6 protein-coding genes are annotated in these 4,332 nt (G+C 57.6%); 1 reads left to right on the top strand and 5 read right to left on the bottom strand.

Going from position 1 to position 4,332, the window contains the following annotated elements; genetic code table 11:
- Positions 1–1,185, top strand: a 1,185-nt coding sequence (locus WCG50_RS17755; RefSeq protein ID WP_336900926.1) for an OB-fold nucleic acid binding domain-containing protein, incomplete at its 5' end; no start/stop codon positions are given.
- Positions 1,186–1,237: 52 nt separating this feature from the next.
- Here the strand turns inward: WCG50_RS17755 and tolA are convergent.
- The 5 genes from tolA to WCG50_RS17730 all read right to left on the bottom strand — a co-directional run.
- The gene (gene tolA / locus WCG50_RS17750; protein ID WP_336900925.1) at positions 1,238–2,191 is read right to left on the bottom strand and encodes a cell envelope integrity protein TolA; all 954 of its coding nucleotides are present in this window, start codon (positions 2,189–2,191) and stop codon (positions 1,238–1,240) included.
- Between the two features lie 10 nt (positions 2,192–2,201).
- Positions 2,202–2,621: a biopolymer transporter ExbD gene (locus WCG50_RS17745; protein WP_336900924.1), complete on the bottom strand. Its 420-nt coding sequence runs from the start codon at positions 2,619–2,621 to the stop codon at positions 2,202–2,204.
- 12 nt (positions 2,622–2,633) lie between these two features.
- Positions 2,634–3,326 carry a protein TolQ gene (tolQ, locus tag WCG50_RS17740; RefSeq protein WP_336900923.1) on the bottom strand — a complete coding sequence of 231 codons (693 nt, stop codon included), beginning with the start codon at positions 3,324–3,326 and terminating at the stop codon, positions 2,634–2,636.
- Positions 3,323–3,751, bottom strand: coding sequence for a tol-pal system-associated acyl-CoA thioesterase (gene ybgC / locus WCG50_RS17735; protein WP_336900922.1), 429 nt, complete (start codon positions 3,749–3,751; stop codon positions 3,323–3,325). The genes tolQ and ybgC overlap by 4 nt, the downstream gene beginning before the upstream one ends.
- Positions 3,748–4,332: aminotransferase class I/II-fold pyridoxal phosphate-dependent enzyme (locus tag WCG50_RS17730; RefSeq protein ID WP_336900921.1), on the bottom strand; the 585-nt coding region annotated here is incomplete at its 5' end. The genes WCG50_RS17730 and ybgC, both read right to left, overlap by 4 nt.

The following is a 4,332-nucleotide window of genomic DNA, read 5'->3' as shown; positions in this document are numbered from 1 at the left end:
AATATGACGGTGGAAATGGACGACACCGACAAGCTCAAAGTCTTGTTTGAAGACGCCTTGAAGATGGGCCTGACCTTCGAGCCGCCCGATGTCAACCGGGGCGTGAGCCGCTTTGAGCCGATCTCCGACAAGATGATTCGCTATGGCCTGAGCGCCATCAAGGGCTCCGGCCAGCAAGCCATCGAGGCGATTGTGGCGGCGCGCGAGGGGCGTGGTGCCGGTCCGCAAGGTGACAAAGTGGGGCCGTTCAAGAGCCTGTTTGATTTTTGCGTTCGGGTAGACCGCAGCAAGATCAACAAGCGCACGGTCGAGGCCCTGATCAAGGCAGGTGCCTTTGATGCCATTCAGCTCAACCGGGCCAGCTTGCTGGCGTCGGTGGAGCGGGCCTTTGAATTTGGTGCAGCAGCCGTGGCCAACGCCAATCAGGGCGGCTTGTTTGACATGGGCGGTGACGACGACCACGGCTCCAGCACCCAAGAGCCCGATTTGGTGGACGCCATGCCGTGGGGCATCAAGGAACGGCTGGTTTACGAGAAAACGGCGGTCGGCTTTTACCTCTCAGGCCACCTGTTTGACGAGGTGGTGCTCGAAGTGCGTCGCTTTGCCAAGCGCGCCATTGACGACTTGATCGACACCCGCGAGCCGCAATTGCTGGCCGGCATCATTACCGATTTTCGGGTCATCAACGGCCAGCGCGGCAAGCTGGCGCTGTTCAAGCTGGACGATAAAACGGGTGTCATTGATGCCCGCTGCGACGAGGCGCTGATCAACGCGCATAAGAATTTACTCAAAGATGACGAACTGGTCATCGTCATGGGCAAGCAGCAACTCGACCGCTTTTCAGGTGGCATGCAACTGACCGTGACGCAGATCTGGGATCTGGACCAGGCGCGTTGCCGCTTCGGCAAGTACCTGCGTGTGGCGGTGAATTCGGGTGTGCAAAGCAAGGTGCCCGATGTGGCGCGCGTGATCAAGGAATACCCGGCTCAGCGGGAAACCACCGATCAGGGTGAGGTGGTGCGGGGCTTGGGGGTGCGCTTTGCGGTGGCATGCCAAAGCGAAGCAGGATCGGCCACGGCGGAGCTTCAATTGGGCGATGCCTACAAATTCTTCCCCACCAACGAGGCCTTGTCTGCTTGGCGGGTGCAGGCAGGCTTGGGCCAGTCCGCCATTGTTTATGAATGAAATAGGGCTCTAGCCCCCGTGTTACTTGCGTGAGTAGCTATTTAAAATAAAGCTAATCTTTGGGGCGGAAGCTGATGATCATGGCCGAGGGAATCCGGCCATCGGTATCGGCTGGGAATTTTTCGGTTTTATCGATGGCGCGTAAAACCGCTTCGTCCCACGCCTTGTCGCCGCTGGGCTTGAGCAACTTGCGGCTGATGATGGAGCCATCGGCGGAGGTGCGCACTTCGACTTCGGCCAGTGGGTTGCCAATAATTTCGTCGACAAAAACGATGTTGGGTTTGATACGGGCCCGAATTCGACCGGCATAGCTGGCCGAGGGACCGGACGATTGCAAGTGGGTGCCCGTGGCCGAGGGGCCGCCCGTGGCGCCTGCCAGTCCGGCCATGCGCTTGATGTTCTCAGTGCGCTGTGCTTCGGTTTGCTGGGTGGCCAGTTTGTCTTGCTGCGCTTTGAGTGCGTCTTTGCGCTTGGCGTCCAGGGTTGTTTTCTTTTTGTCTTCAGCCGCTTTTTTATCCAGATCGCGTTGATCCTGCAAGCGCTTGTCGGCCAGTTGTTTCTTTTCCAGCAGAAGCTTTTCCTGTTTCAATTTTTCTTGCTTGAGCTTCTCTTGCTTGCGCTTGTCCAGTTGCAATTGCGCCAGTTGCTGCTTTTCAAGCTCTAACTGTTTTTCTTTCTGAAGCCGTTTCTTTTCCTGGGCCAACGCGATGTCGGCATCAGGTTTCAGGTCTTCAACCTGAACGGGAACGGGTCGTGGTGGCGGCGGTTCCACCACCGGTGCCGGTGGCTCGGGCGGTGCTTCAACCAGCTTGGGCGCCGCTTCTTGCGGCATGGCAGACCACAATTCGGCCTCTGCCGAGAGGGTCACCGCTTCACGCTTCCATTGCACACTCAGAGACAGTGCGATCAGTAAAAAAACATGCGCCAGCAACGCCAGCCCGAGTGCGCGCAGCCCGCCTGGCGTCGAAGGCGGCGCAAATTCAAGGCGATCGGTCGCAGCCTGCATGGGAGGGGTTCTAGTTAGCCAGTTGCACCGACAAGCCCACGCGCTGGACGCCGGCGCGCTGCAAGGTGTCCATGACCTTGACGACGGTCTCGTACTTGATGTTCTTGTCGGCACTGATGACTACGGCCGAGTTGATGACCCCACTTTGCGCTTGCTTGACGGCGCTGGCGATTTGTTTGAGCCCCAATGAACTGGTCTTTTCCTTGACCTTCATCTCAATCGACTCGTCTTTGCCGATGACGATCTGGATCACCTGGTCGGGCTGCTTGGCCGCCTTGCCGACACTGGGTAAATCGATCACGCTGGGCGTGATGAGCGGTGCGGTCACCATGAAAATAATCAGCAGCACCAGCATCACATCGATGAAGGGCACCATGTTGATCTCGTTGATGGTGCGGCGTCCCCGACCACGGCTAACCAAAGCGGGCATGGTGTCGCTCCCTTATTTGCCGGAGGCCGACTGCGCGCCGACATTGCGCTGCAAGATGTTGGAAAACTCTTCAATGAAGGTTTCCAGGCGGATCGCAATACGGTCAATATCGCGGGCAAACCGGTTGTAGGCCACAACGGCAGGAATGGCCGCAAACAGGCCGATGGCGGTCGACACCAAGGCCTCGGCAATGCCGGGTGCCACCGTGGCCAGCGTCACCGTTTGAAGGGAGGCCAGGCCGGTAAAGGAGTGCATGATGCCCCAAACGGTGCCAAACAAACCCACATAGGGTGAAACCGAACCCACCGTGGCGAGAAAAGATAAATGAATTTCAACCACGTCCATCTCGCGCTGAAAACTGGCACGCATGGCACGCCGGGCGCCTTCCATCAACTGATTGGCATCGGTGATGCGTTTCTCGCGCAGCTTTTGATATTCGCGCATGCCACTGGCAAAAATGCGTTCCATCGGGCCCGTGCCATGGGCGTTTTTGGTGGCGGCGGCAAACAGGTCGTTCAGGCTCGTGCCCGACCAGAATTCACGCTCGAAGTCATCGTTGATGGCTTTCACTTTTTTCAGCGAAAACAGCTTGCGAAAAATGGCCGCCCAGCTCGACACCGAGATCACCACCAGCAGCAGCATCACCAATTGCACAACCAAGCTGGCGTTGAGCACCATGTGGAGGATCGACAGGTCTTGATTCATTTCAGGGCTTCCAGAACAGTGGGCGGAATTCTTGCAGGTTTGTGGGTCACGGCATTGACCCAACCGGCGCGGATGGTGCCTTCGCACAGCAGGTGCGTGCCCGTGGGTGTTTTTAGAAATACTTGCTGCTGTATTGTCATGGACGCACGACCCGCTTCCAGCGGCCAGGCTGTAACAATAAGTTCGTCGTCCAGGCGCGCGGGTTTGAGGTATCGGATTTGGGCCTCGCTCACCACAAACATGCCGCCGGTGCTCTCCACCAACGCGCGCTGTTCAATGCCACGCGAGCGCAGCCATTCGGTTCGAGCACGCTCAAAAAACTTCAGGTAATTGGCATAAAACACAATGCCGCCGGCATCGGTGTCTTCCCAGTACACCCGCACGGGCCAGGTGAATTTTTCTGAAGCCTGGTGTGCCTCGGTCATGCCAGCAAAGTCTTCAAACGGTCGATGGCCATTTTCAACTGCGGCATCGAACTGGCGGTTGAAAAGCGGATGAAGTTGGCGGTCTCATAGGTGCCAAAGTCGCGCCCCGGGGTGACCGCAACGTGGGCTTTTTGCATGATCTCAAAGGAAAGGTCCCAACTGTCTTTGATGCCCAGTTTTTGGCAGGCGGCCGAGCAGTCGGCCCACGCGTAAAAAGCGCCATCCGGCATCACTGGCACAGTCAGGCCCAAGGCGTTGAGTTCAGGAATGAAGTAGTCTCGGCGGGCTTTGAATTCAGCACGCCGGCGTTCGTACTCGGTGATGCTGGTGGCCTCAAAACAGGCCAGCGCGGCATATTGCGAAATGGTGCTGGGGCAGATAAACAGGTTTTGCGCCAGGCGCTCAATCACGGGCACCAGTTTCTCGGGCACCACCATCCAGCCCAGCCGCCAGCCGGTCATGTTGAAGTACTTGCTGAAGCTGTTGATGCTGATGATGTTGTCATCCAGTGCCAGCGCCGTCTGACCGTATTGCGCGTCATAGCTCAGGCCCAGGTAAATTTCATCGACCAGGGTGATGCC

It is taken from the genome of Rhodoferax sp., from assembly GCF_037143375.1.
Taxonomy (GTDB): domain Bacteria; phylum Pseudomonadota; class Gammaproteobacteria; order Burkholderiales; family Burkholderiaceae_C; genus Rhodoferax.
The sequence above is the reverse complement of the archived record's forward strand: the minus strand, read 5'-3'. Positions and strand labels throughout refer to the sequence as shown.